Source organism: Sinomicrobium halophytocola, assembly GCF_052983395.1.
Window position 1 is genome coordinate 116,791 of record NZ_JBRKIT010000040.1, and the last position, 20,422, is coordinate 137,212.

A 20,422-nucleotide genomic window follows, 5' to 3' on the forward strand; every position below is an offset into this window, starting at 1 on the left:
TTTCCGCCTCATGTCTCGCGGGCTTGCCCTGAGGTAGTTGACTTAAAGGCCTTCTCAATGCTTTTTTAGGGTACTTACCGCCAGTGTTCCGGACTTTAAATCGTTGCTTTTAGCTGTCAGTTGTATTTCTCCTTCTGTTTCGGACGATTGTACAATAACCAGGCATTTGCCGTAAAAGGCCTTCCTGTTTTTGGCTTTAAAGGATTCGTGACTGGTGGGATCGCCGTTGTCCACCCCGATAATTTTTCCGGGCCCGGATATTTCAAATTCGACCCTGTCGGTTGCCGTGGGGACCAAATTCCCGTCCGCATCAACAATGGAAACGGTGACAAAAGAGAGGTCCCTGCCATCTGCCGATATGGTATTCCTGTCGGCTTCCAATTCTATTTGAGCAGGTTCTCCGGCGGTTTTAATTTCTTTGACTGACACTTCCTTACCATCTTTTCTGGAAACGGCTTTTAATGTTCCGGGTTCGAAAGGTACACGCCACATCACATGCAGGTCATCGCCTTTTTTGGAGCGTTTTCCGAGCGATTTGCCGTTGAGGTACAGTTCTACTTCATCTGCATTGGAGTAGTACGCCCAGATATCGACTTCCCTTCCGGGTTCCCAGTTCCAGTGCGGGAATACATGAAGTACGGTTTCGTCAGTCCATTCACTTTTGTACATGTAGTATACATCTTTCGGGAAGCCTGCCAGGTCGATCACGCCAAAATAAGAGCTCCTGGAGGGCCATATATAAGGGGTAGGTTCACCCAGGTAATCAAACCCTGTCCAGATAAACATGCCCGACATAAAATCGTGTTTTTTGATCACCTTCCAGGTTTCTTCATGGGTGGCCCCCCACGGGGCGCTTACCTGGTCGTAAGCCGAAACGGTATTGTCCGGATTTCCGTCCAGGAAAAGCTTGTCCCAGCGGTAAGGCCATCTTTTGACCGAATCGGACCTTTGATCGTAATATCCCCTTGTTGCAAGCGCCGAAGTAGTTTCGGTAGCGATAAACGGGGTATCCGGAAAATTGATCTGATGTTGCGTATAGGTCTGATGGGCATAATTATACCCGATGAGGTCCAACGCTCCCGATCCTGCGAGAGCATTTGGTTTTGCAGGCTCGGCAAACTGTAAAGTAACATCGTTTTTATTGGTGTGAATGGGCGGATTCATCCCGGCGGTTACCGGGCGGGTACTGTCCAGGCTTTTGACCATTTTTGATAGTTTTCTGCCGATTTCGGCACCCCGTTCTTCCCATTGTTCCGGGATCTCATTACCGATACTCCACATAAAAACACTGGGGTGGTTGCGGTCGCGTTTAACGAAATCAATAAGGTCCCGCTCATGCCACTCCTCCCAATACAGGCTGTAATCATATTCGGATTTACCTTTTTCCCACATATCGAAAATTTCATCCATCACAATAAAACCCATCTTATCGCAAAGCTCCAGCAGTTCCGGAGCGGGCGGATTATGGGATGTCCTTATGCCGTTTACTCCCATTCCTTTTAGTATTTCCAATTGTCTTTCCAATGCCCGCGTATTGATGGCGGCTCCCAGGGCGCCGAGATCATGGTGATTGCAGACCCCTTTTATTTTTACCTGTTTTCCGTTCAGGATAAACCCTTTGTCAAGGTCAAAAGTGAAGCTGCGGATACCAAAAGGCGTTTCGTGACTGTCTGCCAGTTTACCGCTTATATAAATATCGGTTTTCAGCGTATATATGTTTGGCGTTTCTACTGACCACAGTTCTGGGTTTTCCACCTGGTGGTCGTCGACAATCAGATTGGCTTCTCCCGTTTTCAGTGTTACCGTTTGTTCTCTTTCGGATATTTTCTCGCCCCGGAAAAGCACCGAGGTTTTAATAACTCCTTCCTCGTCTTCGGAGTGGTTGTTTTCTACTTCCACCTCCACATGAACATCCGCCCGGTTTTCATCGATCTTCGGTGTGGTGACATAGGTCCCCCGGTTTTTCACATGTACTTTGCCGGTTGTGATAAGCCATACATTGCGGTAGATCCCCGAACCGGAATACCAACGGGAATTGGGCTGTTGCGAATTATCTACCTTTACCGTCAGGGTATTTTCCGATCCCAAACTGAGATAAGGCGTCATGTCGTATTCAAAACCGATATAGCCGTTGGGACGTTTTCCGAGTAATTTTCCATTGAGATATACCTCGCTGTTCATGTAAACTCCATCAAACCGTATATACATCTGTTTGCCGGTATATTCCGAAGGAATGTCGAAGGTCTTTTTATAATAACCGACACCCCCCGGTAGTGCACCGCCACCAAAGGTAGCCGGGTGCTTTTCACTGAATTCTCCTTCTATACTCCAGTCGTGCGGGAGGTTCAATGACTTCCAGTTGTCGGTTAGTGTATCTTTTTTAATGGTATCCAAAAGCTGAAAGTCCCAGTCTCCGGTGAATAGTTGTTTACGTTTTATATCCTCCGGCGCCCGATCGGGACTACAGGATGTCGTAAACAGGACAAGAGTGAGTATGGATATATATAAAGAATGTGTTTTGTTCATCGGATTGACTAAGGGTTAAAAAAGATGGACCGCCTCCAAAAAATGAAAATCCACTAAAACCGGAAACGGTCTCATCATCAACAATCTATAGTTTATGGTATTACATAATGAAAGGCAAACCATTCGTCTTTGGATTCGTCATAACTTGTCCCGAACCAGATGCCTTTTTCTGTATATTCATCGCCATAGGCTTTTACTACTGTGATGACATTGGCTGTGGAATTCAGTTCGCTTTCATCGTTTTGCAGCAGGGTATTTCCTTCCAATGTAATTTTATTGGTGTCTTCTTCAATACTGAATGTTCCGGTAGTTTCTTCACCGTTTTGGTAACGGACGTAGTTTAAGGTTCCCCCAAACTGGTCAAACCTGATCCAGGCCCCGTCTACGGCAGCATCCCAGCTATCGTTCCAGCCCCAGTCGCGCGTATCTGCGTGTGATGTGGTCCACCCGTTGCCTCCTGCAATCCAATCTATGGGGTTACCTGTGGCATCCATCGTCCAGGTTCTTCCGGACCCGGCGCCACCTGTAAGCATACCCAGCAATTCTCCGGGAGCAAAGGAAGGGTCGAAACCTTCGTCGGGCTCAGGGATGGTTTCTTCGGGCACCCAGTTGTCACTATATTCTTTGGAGATGAAGTTGTATACCAGGTAAGCGGGATTAGGATCGCAACTGGTTTTTCTTACAACACCGAGCTGCATGTAGTCTTCGGTCAGCGAAAAAATCCTGATACTTCCCCAGTTATCTACGCAATTTTCGTTTCCTTCCTGGTGCAATATTCCAACATCAACCAGGTTGAGTGTCTTGGCATCCTGATCCAGGAAATAGGTCCCGGATTCGGTACCTCTTGAAGGGATCATCAAATGCTCGGCAGTGACAAACGGTCCTCCGTCCAGGCTAAAGGTTATGGAACCGTAATCTCCGGCAGGAGCGAGCCATTGATTTCCGGCCCAATCCGGGTTCCAATTCCAGCAAGTAGTATCATCACCACCGTAACAACCGGTATCACCTCCATCCCAGGAACCACCGCCTTCCAACCATCCCATATCCGGACCATAGAAATATTGAGGACCCTCAAAATATTTGGAAACCCCATCCGCATCCAGGTCCAGGTACCAGGTTTTGGAATTGCCGACACCCCCGGATAGCGCTTCCCAAAGCGGGTCGCTTACATAGTTGAGGTTGTCATCCGTAACGGTTATATCCACAGGATCCATTTCCACTACTCCACCAGCTGTTGATGCCGAGAATTTGATGGTATAATCACCTTTAAAGGCATATCGTACGGTATCTACGGCACGGTTGGAACGCCCGGTGCCGTAATCCCATATGGAAACGGTCTCCGGCGTGTTGTTTATCAGGATCACCGTATTTCCCCCGGCATCGGCATCGAAATCCTGGATAACTTCGAATTGAATATCCGATCTATCCAGTTTTTCTCCCAGTTCGTAATCGTTATTCTGACAGGATATTGCGAGTAGCCCTGTCAGCAATAACATGGATAAAGTATATCTGAAAATTTTCATGTCTTATCTTTTTAAATTAACTGTTACCACCCGGTATTTTGTTGTAACACACCATTGGAGAGCGTTATCTGGTTGTTCGGTATTTGTTGCAATCCGCCGGTACTCTCCACATTTTGAGCGGAAATCACCTTGTTGGTCGCTACACCTCCGCTCAGGAGGGTGGTGTTCTCGGCCAGTTCTGCCCCCGCGGTACTGATCCCCTGACGAAGCAGATCCCAATACCGAATACCTTCCAGGGCAAATTCCAATTGCCGTTCCCTCAAAATGTTTTGTGGATTTGCCGGGATGGCCGTAAAATTTTCTTTATAGGCCCTCTGCCGTACCTGGTTAAAATACGCCTGGGCATTGGAACTGCCCAACTCCGCAGCCATCAACAGCACATCGGCATATCTCATGACAAAATAGTCCTGGAACTGACCGATCTGGAAATTCTCTCCTCCTACCTCGTCGGTAACACTGTTTCCATCTTCATCAATCATCGGGCTGTATTTTTTGTTGTAATAGCCCGTATATTCCCTGTGGCCATCTTGTTTGTCATAGGGGATCTCCTCTTCATCAATAGCAATGACACTGGCTCCCCGGCGAGTATCATTCTCATTATAAGCATTCCACAATTTAGGGTTTATTGTTACCCCCCAACCTCGTCCGTAGGGATAGTGGTCATAGTCCCGCATACCAAACATCACCATCCAGTGATTGCCATCCGTGTTTCCATCAAAATCACTGGTATAGGTATGTTTTACGGAAAACACGATTTCCGGGTTGTCTTCACCGGCATAATCTTCGACAGAGGCTGCCGGCCACAGCTTGGCAAAATCATCTACCAGGCTGTGCCCGCTATTGGCAATCACATCTTCCAGGTAAGCAAGGACCTGGGGTTCACTCACTACTCCTGCCAGGTCGGAAGCATTGTAGTAGCCTGTATAATAAAGGAATACCCTGGAAATCATAGCCTCGGCGGCCCATTTGGTAACCCTTCCGCTTTCTGCCTCGGTGTAAGGTTCTTCCGGAAGGTTTTCCGCGGCAAAAACCAGGTCTTCGGCTATCAGCTTATACACCTCATCAGGATCTGCCTGGGGGACATTTTCGGTGGTCGGTTCGATAATAAGCGGTATATGGCCCCAGAGGCGTACCATTTCAAAATACAGGTGTGCCCTTATAAACCGGGCTTCCGACTCGTATTGTACTTTTATATCGGCATCATCGCCCCAATCGATATCGGCCATCTTCTGTATCAACACATTACAGCGATATAGTGCCTTGTAATATTGTATCCAGTTATTTTCGTACAGGTTGGCATCGGCAGGCGACCTGGAAATATCAAATTCATCTACAGCCTGGAAGCCATATCCGTCGGAATTACCCGTACCGCCAAAGCAGTTATCCGAAAGTACTTCGCTTGCTACAGGGAAACTCAATCCGCCAATCCCCCCGGAAGCGATCTGCATGCCGTCATAGCATCCTACAAGCGCATAAGAAGCACTGGTGGGATTATTGTAAAAATTCTCGTCCGTCCCCTCCTGCGGTTCTACGTCCAGGTAGTCTTTTGAACAAGCCCCCAATGCCAAGGCGCCGAGTATCAGTATATATTTTAAGGAATTTTTCATCTTTCAAAGTTTTTAGAATTTAACATTTAATCCCATCATAAATGTCCTCGGCCTGGGATAATACCCGAGGTCTACGCCCGAAGAAAAGTTATAATCGTCATTCGAAATTCCATATCCGATCTCGGGATCCATACCATTATAGTTGGTAAATGTGTAAAGGTTTAGCACAGAAGCGTAAACCCTGAACTGGCTGGCGAAGAACTTTTTGTTCAACTTTAGTTTAGCTATATCAAAACCAACAGTCACATTGCTGATCCTCAGGAAGTCCCCGTCCTGTACATAGAGGTCGGAAAAGTTTACCCAGTTCCTGTTGTCTTCGGTAACCCTGGGCACACTGTTGGACGAACCGGGGCCGTGCCAGCGGTCCAGGATTGCCGTGGTGTGGTTGCCATACTGGCTGGACTGGTTCCGGTACGATTGTACGATCTGATTGCCCGCTACCCCATTGGCCTGCAGGGATAAATCGAAGGCCTGGTAGTCAAGTGCAATGTTAAAACCGAAATTAAAATCGGGATTAGGGTCTCCGATGTTTATCTTGTCCAGGTCATTGATACTGCCATCCCCGTTCTGATCGACATAAATAACATCTCCCGGTTGTGCCGAAGGCTGTATTACAGTTCCGTTTGAGGTATGGTTCAATACATCCTGCTCGGTTTGAAAAATACCCGCGGTTTCGAGTCCCCAGAAATATCCCAGAGGATACCCGCTTTGTGCCCGGTAAAATTCTGAAGAATTATCAAACAACTGGTTGGCTTCTCCATGAATAATGCCGTCTTCCGTGGGAATGTTACCCACGGTATTTTTGTTGTAAGCACCGTTAACTCCTACCGTGAAATTCAGGTCTTTAATATTACCACGGTAACTTAAGGCCAATTCTACCCCTTTGTTTACTACATCTCCACCATTAATCCAGGGAGCATCGGCACCTGCTGTAGCGAGGATAGGAGGCTTGATCAGCCAATCCTTGGTGGTCTTCTTGTACCAATCGAAATTAACCGTCAGGCTGTTGCGGAACAAGCGGGCATCGAAACCGATATCTATCTGCTCGGAAGCCTCCCATTTCAGGTCAGGATTGGCATATCTGCTCGGATAGGCTCCGGGGGACAGAACACCTTCTTCATTTCCGAAAATGTAATTGGTATATGCAAATGTTACGGGCGACAGGTATTGAAAGTTACCCGCGTTCTGGTTACCCACCTGGCCCCAGCTTCCTCTCAACTTAAAGAAGTCCAGCCAGCTGGTGTTGCCGAGAAATTCTTCTTCCGTAACTATCCATCCCGCCGAAACCGAAGGAAAATAGCCCCATCGGTTGTCCTGGTGGAACTGCGAAGAACCGTCTGCCCTGAAGGTGGCGTTTAAAAGGTATTTGTCTTTGTAGCTATAATTCAGTCTTCCGAAATACGACATCCTTTTGTTGATATTCCTAGGTCCGCCATTTAATGTTATCTGCGCACCGTCGGTGTTCAGGGCATTGTCCAGCCAGGCACGTTCCAAATCGTCAAAAACCAGGTTAACATTGCTTCCAAACATATAATTGTCTTCGTACTTGAATGAGGAAGTCCCCGCCATAGCTTCGAAATTGTGGTTTTCCGCAATACTGAACTTATAGGTCAGCAGGTTATCCCATAGGAGAGAGTGTCCTTTGCTCGTGGACTGGCTGGCCGTAGTGTAGTTATTGAAATTATAGACGGATAATTGATAGATGGGACTGAATGAATGCCCTTCGTTAGCCGTATAATCGATCCCCAGGCTTGTTCTGAATTTAAGGTTTTTCAGCAATTCGAATTCCAGGTAAACATTACCGACAAGTTTTTGGCTGTTGTTCCTGTTCTGGTTTCCGTAAACCATGGAAGCATACGGATTTGATTGTCCGGCCAACCAGCCTTCGGTATCATCGGAAGTATTGTAATAGTTGCCGTTTTCGTCATAAAAAGGTACCAATGGATTTGTATTGAATGCGCCTCTTAACGAGTTATTGTATTGGTTGCCTACACCGACTCCATTGTTCTTAATGTAGGCGAAACTCAGGTTCTCCCCAAACGTCACTCTACCGTCGTAGAGCTTGTGTTCGGAATTTATCCTGAAGTTATAACGCTCGTAATTCGAGAGGTCTCTTCCACCGACAATACCCTCTTCGGCAGTATAGGAAAGTGATGATGAGAACACGGAGTTTTCCGAGCCCCCGGAAACACCCAGGGTATAATTCTGGGTTACCGCATTGTCTTTGAACATGGCACCCATCCAATCCGTACCGCTTCCTATGGCATCGATATCGCTATTGCTGAAATAAGGCAGTTTTCCGGAATTTACGGCAGCTTCATTGAGTATGCTGGCGTATTGCCCGGCGTTGAGCATATCTATTTTATTGGCCACCTTCTGTACACCGTAATATTGGTCGAAGGTCATTTGTAAATCTCCTTTTTTGCCACCTCTTGTAGTAACCAGGACCACTCCATTGGAAGCCTGTGAACCGTAAATAGCTGCCGAAGCGGCATCTTTTAAAATAGAGATCGATTCGATATCGGAGTTGTTCAGGTACGATATGTCCCCTGTCAGCACGCCGTCCACTACGTAAAGCGGTGCATTGCCTCCCGTTGACCCCAATCCGCGGATAACTACATTCAAACCCGACCCCGGCTGCCCGGAAGTAGAAGTTATCTGAACCCCAGGAGTTTGCCCCTGCAGGGCCTGCAAAGCATTGGTGGTACTCTGCTTTTGCAGTTGTTCGCCACCTACCTGTACATTTGCCCCGGTCACCAGGGCCTTTTTCTGTGTCCCGTAACCAATAACCACTACTTCATCCAGAATGTCAACGTCTTCGCTTAGTGCAACATCTATGACTTTCCTGTTATTTATGCTGATGGTCTGGGCGGTAAAACCGATATAGCTTACCCGGAGCGAAGCTTCGGGAGGAGCGGAAAGTTCAAAATTACCGTCAAAATCGGTAGTCACACCAGTGTTGGTTCCGATTATAAATACACTCGCACCCGGCAGAGGCATGTTATCCGAAGCGGAAGTAACCGTTCCTTTTACCGTAATTTCCTGTGCAAAACCGAACCATGTGCAAGCAAGGATAAAAAACAGGGATGTGACACTGTTTTTTCCCAACTTTAGTTTGAGATTAGTTTTTGTCATAAGTTTTTAACTTGATTGATTGTTGATTTAATAATTGGCATCTCATTAAATTATTTAAAAACTATTTTTAGTGCTTATTTAATGAGTAATTAACAATCGCAAAGTATATGAGTTAAGGGAATAGGGAGTACATCAAATCATCATAATCATAGACTATTTGTTCACAAAGAGGAGGTACAGGCTAGTCCCAAGGAAATCAGGGAGGCAATGACCACTAATCCCGGGAAAGCTCCGTAAATCAGTATTTAGGACAGGATCGGGAGATCGTTTTATGGAAAAAGAGGAAGTCCGCCGGGAGTTTCCGGTAAGTAATTTCGTTCAACGGGCCTTTCCGGGAGTACCGGGATATGAATACTCCCTGAGGGGCCCGACAATTATGTTATCTGAAATCAAACCACAGCCTTCCCTTTATAGGAGTGTAGTTTATCATTATGTTCTTTTGGCCCTGGGGACCCAAGGTCTCCGGGGCGTGGAACTTGGTACCTATGGGGCTTATGGCATGAAGAAAGCCCAGGTCGCCTTCGGGAAAAGGGGGACTGGTATAATCATTACCGGCTCCCCGGGGCTTTTCCGGCGAAAGCATCTGGAAAAACAGCCCGGAAGTACCAGAATGTATGGTAAAGGGAGATTCATCAGTGTCAATTTTCACCCAATGAAGATCGGCATGATACCCCTTGAACTCGGGATATTCCCACCCGCTTTCTCCTGTAACGGTATTGTTGTATGATTTTTTCCACACCCCGAACCCTACTCCTTTTAAGCGGTTTTTCCATACTCTGTACGGCCCCTTTCCCAACCATTTCATCCCTTTGATGTGTTTCTCCGGGTATTGAAAGGTTATTCCCATGAAATCACTCCCGCCCGGTACCTTATATTCATAGTTCAGTTCAGCCGGATGGCCTTTTCTAAAGGTCCAGACAGCCTGGAAATAGGGTTCTTTCTTATACACAGCCCTAACCATATAGGCATCTCCGTCCCTATAGTGCTTAAAATTCTCCAGGTCAAGATCGTAGCCTGCAAGCATGGGGCCTTTTGAAATGGATATTGTCTTTTCCCCGTTCTTTACCCGGTCCAGGTAGCCGGAAGACCTGTCAAAAACATATTCGATCCGATCCACCTTAATGAATAGTTTATCATTGTTTTGCGATACCCTTATTTTTTCTCCTTTCCCTGAAGCAGCAGGATAAGGATAAGAAGAAGGGCCTTCGGGGCCACGTAACGGCCAGCTCCAGGTAAATACTTCGTTGTCATGCGGATCAATCGCCATAAGGTAAAGGGCGTCAAAGGTGTTCCAGTTCGCGGGGAGTCCCAGTTCCATAAAGCCTTTTTCACCGGGTTGCAGCGAAATTGGGCTTACTTCTCCGGTCTTCATCACCGTAACCTCAGTAGACCCATCATCAGGCCCCGGGAAGTTTTTCAACGACCAAGTGAACCTGCAATCCTTCAAATCGGTATAGATGTACCTGTTTTCAACGGGCAGCTTGCCGTCAAAGCCAGGGCTTATACTTTTCTGTCCAACAACTATGGGCGACCATATTTCCCGTATGGTGTAGAAACTACCCTCTTTTTCCCTGTACGGCCCCAGTATCCCGTCGGGTGCCAGATTTCCCCGGGTATCTATCTTACCCTCCATATCGTCCCTTGCCAGCCCTTCATCGCTGAATACCCACAGGAAGCCGCCGGCGCTTAGGGGATTCCTTAGCATCAAATCCCAAAAGTCTTCCAGACCTGCGCCATGCCCGCCGTCATAAAGGCCATGCATGAACTCTGTCGGAAAAAAAATATCGGTACTGTAGAGGGAAACGTTGGTTACATAATTGAAATCCGGGTAATGTTTGGTATCGGTATGGTTGAATCTCTCCCAGGGATGTATTACCGGACGTTTTTGCGGGTCGTAAAGTGCGTAATCACCATCCAGTTCGGTATTCCAGCCCCCTTCGTTACCATTGGCCCATAATACTACCGAAGGATGGTTGACATCCCGGGTGACCAGTGACCTGACCAGCGGGCGGCCGACCTCAGTATCGTAACCGGCCTGCCACCCCGTGAGTTCGTCAATGACAAACAATCCCAAGGAATCGCACAAATGAAGGAAATCCACATCGGGAGGGTAATGCGACATCCGGACCGCGTTCATATTCATCTCTTTGATCAATCCGAGATCCTGCAGGTGAAGCTCCCTGTTTAAGGTGCGCCCGCTTTCCGGAAAGAAACTATGTCTGTTCACGCCCCTGAATATAACTTTACGGCCATTGACATAGATACCGTCTTTCGGACGGAGCTCTACCGTCCTGAATCCGATCCGTTCTTCGGTCGTATGCACCAGTTTCCCTTTGTCCAAAATACTTACCTGTAGTTTGTACAGGTACGGAAATTCGGGGTTCCAGGTTTTGACATTTTCGTATTTGTTTTCCAGCCGGACCTTTTCTTCGTTTTTGTTTATCTTTTTTCGAACGGGCTCCCCTATTTTTTCTCCTTCGAGGGTATATAATTGAGCCTTTATTTCCTGGTGCCCCCTGAGATCAGAACCATATACGTCGATTGCGAGTTGCCCGTCGGCTTCTGCGTTGACAGCGATCCTCCCGATATTTGTCTGAGGTTTGATCTCCAGGTATACCGGTCTGTATATTCCTGCCAATGTCCAGAAATCCGCAATTCTTTCTGCTTCGTTCACCGAAGCATCGGTGGATACTTTTCTTACCGTGACTTCCAACAGGTTGTTTTTATCGAAATCGAGGAACCCCGAAATATCGTAACTGAATCTGTAGAACCCACCCTTGTGAACGGGGCCTGCCGGTTTCCCGTTTATCTTTACTTCCGCTTCTGTCATAACACCTTCGAATACGATAGAGATTTCCTTGTCTTTCCAGCTATTTTCTGCTTGGAACTCCTTCTTGTAGTATCCTATTTCATCAGGATTGGTTTTGTCAAATCCATAGGTGTAGCTGCCAAAACCCTGAGTTTCCCAATGTCCGGGAACATTGATCTGGGTCCAGTCCCCCCGGTTCCTTCCCGATAAAACCTTAAATTCCCAACGTTTTGTGTTATCCTTATCTTTACCTGACAGATAAACCCTGTCTGTGTTTTGCCCGTGAAGTGCATATAGAGTTCCCACGAGCAGGATCACAGAAATGCATAAGGTATTAGGGCGGAAATTTTTCATAATGCATTAGTTAAGTTAATAGGAGCAAAAATGTCCAATGAAATCTAAAGGGTATGGACGATTTTATCACAAAAATAGCTCATTTGTTCACAGGCTTATATTCCGGGAAGGCCGTTTACTGAACTTCCTGCTTTTTACTGATAAATTCCGAGGGCAGCATCCGGTACTCCTGTTTAAAGTATTTGGAAAAGTATTTGGGGTGGTTAAAACCTACCGTAAAAGCAACCTCGGCAATGGTCATCTGGCTTTTTTTCAGTAATTCCGCTCCTCTTTCCAGCCTTATTTTCCGGATGAATTCCAAAGGCGACTTTTCCAGTAAGGTCACCGTTTTGTTATAGAGATATGTACGGCTTACCGCTAATTTCCCTGCCAGTTCCTCTACGGAAAAATCGGGATTGCTTATGTTGTCTTCAACGATCCTGACGGCATCCCGGATGAATTTGTCATCCATAGACAGCAGGTCGACCTCGCTGGTCCGGATGGTTATTTTCTTTTCATATTCCTTCTGAAAGGACTTTCTTTGCTTTATAAGGTTATTGACCCTGGATAATAACAGTTCAAAACTAAATGGCTTGGTGATATAATCACTTGCCCCTGTTTTCAGTCCCCTCAATTGATGTTTTTCCGAGTTCTGAGCGGTAAGCAAGACAAAAGGAATGTGTTTGGTCCGGGAATCGTTCCTTACTTTCTGGCAGAGTTCCACACCGTTCATTACAGGCATCATAATATCACTGACAATAAGGTCGGGCAGGGTTGAAAGTGTTTTTTGCCACCCCTCTTTACCGTTTTTTGCCACCTCTACCTGGAAATACGGTGTAAGGCCGTCTTTCAGGTAAAAGAGGAAATCTTCATTGTCCTCTATGATCAGAACCCTGGATTTCCGTGGATGGTCAACAACCGGAATGGGTTCCATACGTATGGTATCCTCATTGTCAATATAATGCAGAAATTCCGTTTCCGGGTCCTTGCAATCCACACCCGTCAGTTTACAGCTGGAATCGGCCTCCAATTCCTCCAACGGTAGTTTTAAAATAAATGTACTCCCCTTACCTACTTCGCTTTCCACACTAATGGTCCCACCATGTATTCCGACAAACTCCTTCACTATGGACAGTCCTATTCCGTTCCCCTGGTTGACCAGTGTTTCGGGTGTTTCGGACCTGTAGAAACGATCAAATATCAGTTCCTTGTCCCCCTGGGGGATTCCCACGCCATTATCCCTGACACGTAGCACCATGTATTTGAAAGACTTCTCTAACTCCGGGGCATCCGTTATTTCCACCTCAACAACCACCTGCCCTTTTTCAGGGGTAAACTTAAAGGCATTGGAAAGCAGGTTGAACACTATTTTTTCCATTTTGTCCATATCAAAAGAAGTATGAAATTCTTTTCTTCCGGTATGGAAGCCGAGCTCTATTTGTTTATTCTCAGAGATTACCTGAAAGGAATTGACGGATTGTTCTATGAATTTGATCAGGTCTCCCTGTGAAAGGCTAAGGTCGAGTGAATTGTGCTCGATCTTCCTGAAATCCAGTAACTGGTTGACCATATTCAGCAAACGCCGTGCATTCCGGTGTATAAGTTCAAGATGCTTGTTCTGATCGCTGTTCTCCTCCGAATTTTTAAGGAGTTTTTCCACCGGGGATAATATAAGGGCCAGCGGGGTTTTAAACTCATGACTGATATTGGTCAGAAACCGGATCTTCATCAAATCCAGATTATGCAAATAATTGGCTTCCCGTCTTTCCTGGTCCAGCTGAAAACGCATTTTTTGCTTTTTCAGGGTCCTGTACCTGGAAGCATATAACAAACAGGCAATACATACAAAATACAGAAAATAGGCTATGGGTGTTTTATAAAAAGGGGCCAGGACGGTGATCTCCATAGTCGCAAGCTGATCTTCCGGCGTCCACTTCAAATCGTTGTTGGAAGCGAGTACCTTAAATTGGTAGGTACCAGGATCGAGATTAGTATAGGTTACCCGTCTCATCTCCGAATTTCCTTCCTGCCATTCCTGGTCAAAGCCTTCCAGCTTGTACTTGTATTTGTTTTTGGAGGGATGGATATAATTCAGGGCTGAGAATTCCAATGAAAAAAGATTCTCATCGTGTTTAAGTGTAATGTTTTCGGTAACGGATAAGGGCCCTTTCAGTAAAACCCGGCCGTTGAGATATTGGTCCTGCTCCACAGGCTTGTTAAAAAGATAGAACGAGGTAAAAACAACTTTCGGCACATCGGTGTTCTGGCCGATGTTTGACGGGTTGAAGAGATTAAACCCGTTAGCACCACCAACTATGAGATCGCCATTACTTGTTTTGTAATAGGAATTAACATTGAACACGTTTCCCTGAAGTCCATCACTTTGATCGTAATTCCGTACAAAAAACCTGCCTTCTTCCCAGCATTTTCTCACCATCTGGGAAAGTCCGAAAGAACTTGTAAGCCAGAGATCCCCCTCATTATCTTCCATGATCCCCAGGATGTCATTTCCGGACAATCCGTCTTTGCGCGAAAACGACAAAAAACCGTCTTCCTCTTCCCGGAATAAATTTAGTCCGTTATTCGTTCCTACCCAGACGTTATCCCGGCTGTCTATATGAATGGACAGTATAGAATTACTATTTATAGTATTGGATTTATGAGGGTTATGTTCATAATACCTGTTTGCACCGGTCTCCGGGTTAAATACCTCAATACCATTTCCGGTCCCCACCCAAAGATTACCATACTTGTCTTCGGTAATTGCCGAAACAAAATTGGTGTGCAGCGGGTACAGGCCGTCGTGATCTACCGAATGATGAAATACTCCCTGCTCCCTGTCAAATAAATCCAACCCGCCGGTCAATGTCCCTATCCAGAAATTTCCCCTGGAATCTTCATACATCTTCCAGATATTATTATCATTTATTGAGTCCGGATCGTCCGGATCGTGTTTGTAGCGCTGAAAGGTTTTGCCATTAAACCGGTTCAGACCTCCCATATAAGTACCTACCCATAAGGTATTGGATGCGTCTAACAAAAGAGAGACCACCACATCGCTGCTAAGACTGCCGGGATCATTCGGGTCATTTTTATACTGGGTATATTCTCCCGTGGACCTGTTCATATAAATCAGCCCTCCTCCATTAGTCCCTATCCAGAGGTTTCCCGACCGGTCTTCGGCAAAAGTATTTACATCGTCAAAAGGAATGCTTTTCGGATCTGAAGCGAGCTTCCTGTAATGCGGAAAACGGATCAGGTTCGGGTGATAGAAATCCAACCCGGTTTTGAAGGTTCCCACCCAAATGATTCCTTCATTATCCTTGTAGAGAGAAGTGATGCTATTATGGGAAAGGGCGCTTTTAATCTCCTTATTCTGGGTTATATAAGTAACCGAAAAATCACTTTTATCTATAATATTAATCCCTCCGTGATCCGTACCAACCCATATACTGCCATTTTCTTCCTCCACGATGCCACTGATCCGGTCGGAATTAAGCCTGGTTTCAGGGTGCTGTTTATGGAACACTGACAAACTATCCTTATCCGCATCGTAATAAAACAAGCCGTTGTCCCCGGTATAATAGACCCAGATATCATCATCCCCGTCAACAAATAGTTTGAATGCAGGTTTTGAACCTTCCGGCAGATTGGTTATAGCCCGGTTTAAAGATCTAACCCTATTCGTCTTATAGTCAATTTTTTTAATAATGCCTGACTGATCTACAAACCAAATGTTACCTTCGGAATCTTGTGATAAATTGGAAATATCCTGAGAAACAATTCTTCCCTCTTCAGATGGAACGGTTACGGGTATAACTTTTTGGGTCCCGGTCTCATATTTTGTTAAAGTGCCCTGATCATGAATAAACCAGTAATTATTGTTTTTGTCGTTGTAGATCCCCAGCACTTCGGGGAATTTTTGCATGCCGAGTTGTCTGAGGACTTCGCTTTGGTCATTGGTGAATTTTTCTGTTTCAGGATTTAAAATATTGATCCCCCAGGCTGTTTGAATCCATATATTGCCCAAAGGATCCTCGAAAATCTGCTTTATATCATTGTTTTTATGCACATTAGATTCCATCTGATCAAAACGAAAAACCTTCATTTGATACCCGTCGTAACGATTAAGTCCTGAAGAGGTACCAATCCAGACAAAACCATTTTCATCTTTAAAAAAACAATTAACGGATCCCGGTGACAATCCTTCATTAATATCAATATGGGAAAAACGCGGTTGTGTAGGCAGCCGACTTCCGGAAGAGTTAAGGATGCAGGTAAGCGCTACTATAATGGAAAACAGGTACTTCAAAATATTATCGGGTTAAATTGTCAATCCGCTGCCAATATACAAATTCATCTCTGGTTGTGTCGAATTTCATGATTCATAAGAACTGCCCGGCTATTCCTTTTGGCCTGACAGTTCTGTATGTAAATCGACAGTGAACCTTATTCTCACTTCCCGGTGGCTTGCTTCCTGTTCCTAATTTTCAGGAAAACCCGGATCGGCCTTTACCTCTTCTATCTGCAGGGTATGCCTTGCGCTATGTGCGGCAACGAACAATAAGGACTGGTAACCGTCCACTTTCCCGAAAGGAAATTCAACAACGTGATCGCGTAAATTTTCCATAGAAGTATTTTCTATATATTCCAAAACGGCTTTACGGCTTGTTTCCAGGTCCCGGATAGCCATTCCAGAATCGGTATACTTACCTTCTCCCCGGAGTTCTGCCGGAGCTTCTGCCTTTTGGCTCCGGTCGGTAATAGATGCAATAAGTTCTTCATCGGAAAATTTCACTTCGTCCTTTTCCTCCGGATTGGCGGGACCTTCCAAACCTTTCAGGGCCATACCAGACAACATGTTTTCCGTAGTGACGATGTGCTCTAAGCACTGGCTTACGGACCATTTGTCTTTTGCAGGCTTGAATTGTAACTGGGCCTCACTTAAACCGGACACACTTTCCGTCAGATTATCTGCAGTTTGCTTAAAATAGTCGATCAAAAATTCCTTGCTGCCGGCAGTTATGGTTTGCCTGGATTCCAGAATTTCCTTTAAATTATTCAAACCGGTCTGCAGGTCGTCCCCGATCACCTTTTCAAAATCCACGAATACCATCATCAGGTTCATCGGGTAGTTCATGTGCCCTTCAAAGCCCCATGTTACTTTGGTCTGGTTTTCCGAATTGGCTTCGGTGGTCATGTATGCCGGGGAAACGGATTCGAACGGTTTAAAAAATCGGAGTTCAAAATCTATTCGTTCTCCTTCTGTTATTTTTTTAATCTCCTGCTCGCCTGACCCCACATCTTCTTTATTGCTGTTCCAGGCCGAGACAAACCCTTCGGTACCGTCTGTTCCGCTATACGTTTTTTCCATATCGGGGTCCTTCATTGCCCACGTGCTGTAATTATCCTGGTTTTTAAGGTATTTTACATAGTCAAAGACCTCCTGTTTCGGTTTATGGATCACAATATCACGCGCTACGGTATAGTCTTTTTTTACAAACAGTGCTACAATAAGTGGAATGGCAATTAAAATCACCAGCACCAAAAGGATTCTTTTAAGTATTCTCATATCTCTGTTTTTTTGGTTGATTATCAAAAATAATGATTTTCCAACTCAATATTTTAACTTTTATTTAGTATTTTTTTAAGATTTAAATAAAGTTCACGAACTATAATGCCGTAAGAGATGACCCTTTCTACATGTTTATCCGTCTTTTTTATAAAAAGCCGTGTATGTTTTTTGTGTAAGGGAAAGTAAAAATGAAAAGTAGCGGAGTTTAGTACATGACAAAATTAGATTTTGGCACTATTTGTCGGAAAATCAGTTTTACCCTACCCCTAAAGGGAACCCGATTTTCCTCTATTTCTCCCTTTAGGCGGTGCATTGATCCCGATAAATATCGGGACAGTCGAAATGGCCGGGGTCAAATCCCGAAAGCTTTCGGGAGAGGAAAATCCTGCATAATTGAATTTTGTCATGTACTAAAGTAACGGAGCTATTGTTAATATACAACACACAGAAATAAAGGATAATTTACGTATTCAAGGTAAAAACCAAGCCTGGAATTTCAAGCCAAAAAGTACCTTTGCGTGTGGAATGTTAACAGGCCCTAGTTTACTTTCTGTAACTCCAGTTCCTGTTTCTCCCCGGTTTTACAAGCCGTATAGATAGCATCGATGATCTTTAGGTCTTTCACACCTTCTGCTCCGTCAACCTGTACAACAGGCTGTTTGCCTTCCAGAATAATCGCGGCCATTTCTTCCATTTGTACGGTCTGGTGAGTTACATGTGGCTTTGTTAATTCGCCTTGGTGTGTACGCCCTTTTATGGGTCCATAACCGGTAGAGGGCTGCAATTCGGCAAATCCTTTTTCTCCATTCAGGAAAAAGCGGTCCAGGTTGTTCATATTATAGGTCGACAAACAGGAAGCGACCGCTCCCCCGGGAAACCCGAGTTGAAACTGTATGGTTTCGTCTACACCTTCTTTGAATTTAACCGGATCTGTCTTTGTTTCCTGTGCCGTTACCCAAACGGGTTCTTCGCCTACCATATAACGGGCGCCGTTAATGGAATAAATACCTATATCCATCAAAGCGCCACCACCTGCCAGTTCTTTATTCAGCCGCCACTGACCGGGATCACCGATACGGAAACCGCTCAGTCCCTGGAAAAACAGTACCTTCCCCAATTCACCCTCATTTCGCATCCGGATGATCTCCAGGGTATTCGGTTCAAAATGCATGCGGTAACCGACCAGTAGTTTCACATTCGCCTTCTCACAGGCATCTACCATTTCCTGTCCTTCCCTGGCATTTAAGGCCATAGGTTTTTCACATATGACATGCTTTCCGGCAGCGGCTACCCGCAACACGCCTTCATGGTGAAGTGCATTCGGTGTAATAACATATACGGCATCAATATCCGGGTTGTCTTTTATACTATCGTAATTTTCGTAATTGTAGCAGTTCTTTTCCGGGATATTGTACTCCGCCTGCCAATCTTTGATCTTGGCAGGGGTCCCGCTGATCACGCCGACAAGTCTTGCCCGCTTACAGGATTCCATAGCTTTGGCTACCCGGGTTCCATAACTTCCGAGTCCCATGATGGCTACACGTAATACGGGCCCGTCATAAGGATCACTGCCAAAGTCGAGATAGTTTGAATAACCGTATAAGGATAAAAACGGTAAAGATACAGCCGAAGCTGCTATTTTTTGTAGGAAGTCACGACGTGGGTTCATAAGCTTAAATTCTGAATATACGTGCTAATTTAGGGAAAATAATATCTTTTTCCCATTCCGAATTACCTGTTTAACAATAATATTCCTCGGTTTCGTTAAATGACAAACTATCTCACGACGGATACATGAATAATAGTCTAAAAATTATCCGTGCATCCATGGCTGAATTATATGGGCCGAAAATACTGTCCGAAGCAGGATTTTAAATCCGAAATCCCGACCAATAAAAAACCGGCCACAAATCCAATTGCGGCCGGCTCCGGTATGAAATCAAACTAAGATATGGGGCTATTCTGTAAAACGGATACGGGCTACTACCGGTTGATGATCCGAAGGATACCGCTGGTCTTTTGCATCGGTGAGCACCGCGTACTCAGACACATTGAAATGCTTACTCACAAATACATAATCTATACGATGTTTCATAGAAGCTTCAAAACGGAATCCGTTACTGGTTCCTACCGGGCCGTAGGGAGGAGTTTCTGTTATCGTATACGAATCCCGTACAACAGCTCCCATACCCATAATCTGTTCTGTTTCCGGCCTGGAGTTAAAATCGCCGGTACATATTACCGGGGCATCACCGGCAATCTCTTTGATCTTGCTCACCATCAATTTACCCGATTCCCGCCGTGCGATTACCCCCTGGTGATCAAAATGCACGTTGAATACATAAAAGGTCTTATCGGTTTGTTTATCGGTTAATTTTACCCAGGAGCAAATCCTGTTGCAGCAGGTGGCATCCCAGCCCTTACCCGGTTTTTCAGGTGTTTCGCTTAACCAGAAGTTCCCGGAGTCCGTCAGGGTAAACCGGTCTTTCCTGTAAAAAATGGCCGAATGCTCCCCGGCGTGCTTCCCATCGTCACGACCGGCTCCGAAATAGGTAAAACCCGGCAATTCGAGTAAGTCTTCCAATTGATGTGAAAACCCTTCTTGTGTACCAAAAATATCAAAATCGTGATACCGGATCAGGCCCTTGACATTTTCCTTGCGATGCGACCAGGAATTGAGGCTATCCCTGGGAGTATCCATTCGTAGATTATAACTTGCCACCCATATTTCTTCATCATGTTTACTTTGGGCAGATGTTGATATTGTCAAAAGACAAACAATAATTTTTAAAAATCTGGTTTTCATCTGTTACTGTTTATTTGTTTTTAAATGGTGCCGTTTGCTGCGGATACACGAGTCATTCTCAAAAAGCCAATTCCGATTGTGCGTAAATCCGCAACCGAAATTTACAGG

Annotated in this window: 9 protein-coding genes; all 9 read right to left on the reverse strand. The window is 45.4% G+C overall.

From position 1 onward, the window contains the following. Positions 1-54: 54 nt before the first annotated feature. A complete protein-coding gene (gene galB, locus ACVBDY_RS17355; RefSeq protein WP_447176721.1) occupies positions 55-2,526 on the reverse strand; it encodes a beta-galactosidase GalB in 2,472 nt (823 codons plus the stop codon). A gap of 92 nt (positions 2,527-2,618) precedes the next feature. Continuing rightward, complete coding sequence (locus ACVBDY_RS17360) at positions 2,619-4,049, reverse strand: hypothetical protein (protein WP_447176722.1); 1,431 nt, start codon at positions 4,047-4,049, stop codon at positions 2,619-2,621. A gap of 23 nt (positions 4,050-4,072) precedes the next feature. After that, positions 4,073-5,656 carry a RagB/SusD family nutrient uptake outer membrane protein gene (locus ACVBDY_RS17365; RefSeq protein ID WP_447176723.1) on the reverse strand — a complete coding sequence of 528 codons (1,584 nt, stop codon included), beginning with the start codon at positions 5,654-5,656 and terminating at the stop codon, positions 4,073-4,075. Positions 5,657-5,668: 12 nt separating this feature from the next. Further along, positions 5,669-8,791: a SusC/RagA family TonB-linked outer membrane protein gene (locus ACVBDY_RS17370; protein ID WP_447176724.1), complete on the reverse strand. Its 3,123-nt coding sequence runs from the start codon at positions 8,789-8,791 to the stop codon at positions 5,669-5,671. Between the two features lie 379 nt (positions 8,792-9,170). Further along, positions 9,171-11,954 carry a glycoside hydrolase family 2 protein gene (locus ACVBDY_RS17375; protein WP_447176725.1) on the reverse strand — a complete coding sequence of 928 codons (2,784 nt, stop codon included), beginning with the start codon at positions 11,952-11,954 and terminating at the stop codon, positions 9,171-9,173. 115 nt (positions 11,955-12,069) lie between these two features. Next, positions 12,070-16,245, reverse strand: a complete 4,176-nt coding sequence (locus ACVBDY_RS17380; protein WP_447176726.1) for a hybrid sensor histidine kinase/response regulator transcription factor — start codon at positions 16,243-16,245, stop codon at positions 12,070-12,072. Positions 16,246-16,416: 171 nt separating this feature from the next. Beyond that, positions 16,417-17,505, reverse strand: a complete 1,089-nt coding sequence (locus ACVBDY_RS17385; protein WP_447176727.1) for a DinB family protein — start codon at positions 17,503-17,505, stop codon at positions 16,417-16,419. Positions 17,506-18,046: 541 nt separating this feature from the next. Further along, positions 18,047-19,177: a Gfo/Idh/MocA family protein gene (locus ACVBDY_RS17390; RefSeq protein WP_447176728.1), complete on the reverse strand. Its 1,131-nt coding sequence runs from the start codon at positions 19,175-19,177 to the stop codon at positions 18,047-18,049. Between the two features lie 288 nt (positions 19,178-19,465). Then, positions 19,466-20,314: an endonuclease/exonuclease/phosphatase family protein gene (locus tag ACVBDY_RS17395; protein ID WP_447176729.1), complete on the reverse strand. Its 849-nt coding sequence runs from the start codon at positions 20,312-20,314 to the stop codon at positions 19,466-19,468. Positions 20,315-20,422: the final 108 nt, after the last annotated feature.